General features: G+C 69.2%; 1 protein-coding gene. It reads left to right on the top strand.

All coding sequences use genetic code 11. The annotated features are described in order from the left end of the window. The coding region (locus tag ENN83_RS13940; protein ID WP_287187908.1) for a glycoside hydrolase/phage tail family protein at positions 1 to 1,604 on the top strand (1,604 nt) is incomplete at both ends.

Here is a 1,604-nt window from a genome sequence, read left to right as displayed (position 1 = left end):
GCATTACGCCCATCTTTGCGCCGTCGCAGGCGGGGTCGATGCTTTCCTGATCGGTTCGGAGATGCGCGGGCTGACGACCATTCGCTCGGGCGCGTCCAGCTATCCGGCCGTTCAGGCGTTTCGCGATCTTGCCGCGGATGTCCGATCCATCCTCGGAGCGGGCACGAAGATCAGCTACGCCGCCGACTGGTCGGAATATTTCGGGCATCAGCCCGGCGACGGCAGCGGGGACGTGTTCTTCCACCTCGATCCGCTCTGGGCGGACACGAACACCGACTTCATCGGGATCGACAACTACATGCCGCTGTCGGACTGGCGCGACGGGTTCGAGCACGCCGACGGTGAGGGGGCGAGCGCCATTGGTTCGAGCGAGCCCCCGAACGAGGGCTGGCCCGCGATCTACGACCGCGCCTACCTGCAGACGAACATCGCCGGCGGCGAAGGCTTCGACTGGTTCTATGCCAGTGCCGTCGATCGCACCGCGCAGGTGCGCACGCCGATCACCGATGGTGGTGAGGCGGGGAACGCCACCGGTTCGAGTGACCCGCCGAACGCCAAGCCGTGGGTCTTCCGCTACAAGGATCTGCGGGCCTGGTGGTCGAACCCGCACTACGACCGCCCGGGCGGGTTGGAGAGCGCGACGCCGACGGAGTGGGCGCCCGAGTCCAAGCCGATCTGGTTCACGGAACTCGGTTGCCCCGCCATCGACCGGGGCACCAACCAGCCGAACGTCTTCTTCGATCCGAAGTCGTCCGAGAGCTTCACGCCGCATTTCTCGCGGGGCTGGCGCGATGACGCCATCCAGCGCGCCTATCTCGAGGCGACCTATCTCTGGTGGGGCGAGGCCGCGAACAACCCGGTGTCCTCGGTCTACGGCGGCCGGATGGTGCATGTGCCGGAATGCGCCGCCTGGACCTGGGACGCACGGCCCTATCCGTTCTTTCCGGCGCTGACCGACGTCTGGACGGACGGCGCGAACTGGCGGCTCGGGCACTGGCTGACCGGGCGGCTCGGCGCGGTGTCGCTGGCGGCGCTCGTGCGGCACCTCTGCCTGCGCGCCGGGCTGCCCGAGTCCCGGATCGACGTTACCGGCCTCTGGGGCGCTGTCGAAGGCTACGCCATCACCGCGCTGGAAAGCCCGCGCGCCTCCATCACCACGCTGTCGCGGCATTTCGGGTTTGACGCCGTGGAGACCGAGGGCGTGATCCGGTTCATCATGCGCGGCCGGGCGTCGGTCGCCACCCTTGCGCCCGACGATCTTGTGGCCGCCCGCGAGGGCGACGTGCTTGAGCTCACGCGCGGCCAGGAGACCGAACTGCCGCAGGCGCTGAAGTGGCAGATCGCCCGCGCCGACGAGGATTACGACGCCGCCCTCGTCGAGGCGCGGCGCATCACCGTGGACACGACCCGCATCGCCTCCGAGTCCTTCCCGATGGCCGTTCCGCCCGAGGAGGCCGAACGACGCTGCCGCCGCGCGCTGATGGAGGCGTGGGTGGGTCGCGAGACTGCGGCCTTCCGTCTGCCGCCCTCGCGTCTCGCCCTCGATCCGGCCGACGCGATCCGGCTGGAGCATGACGGGCGGTTGGTCGATCTGCGGCTCGTCT

The organism is Rhodovulum sp., assembly GCF_011048875.1.
Lineage (GTDB): Bacteria > Pseudomonadota > Alphaproteobacteria > Rhodobacterales > Rhodobacteraceae > Rhodovulum > Rhodovulum tesquicola.
Note: the sequence above shows the minus strand (reverse complement) of the source record. Positions and strands in the feature narration are given on the sequence as shown.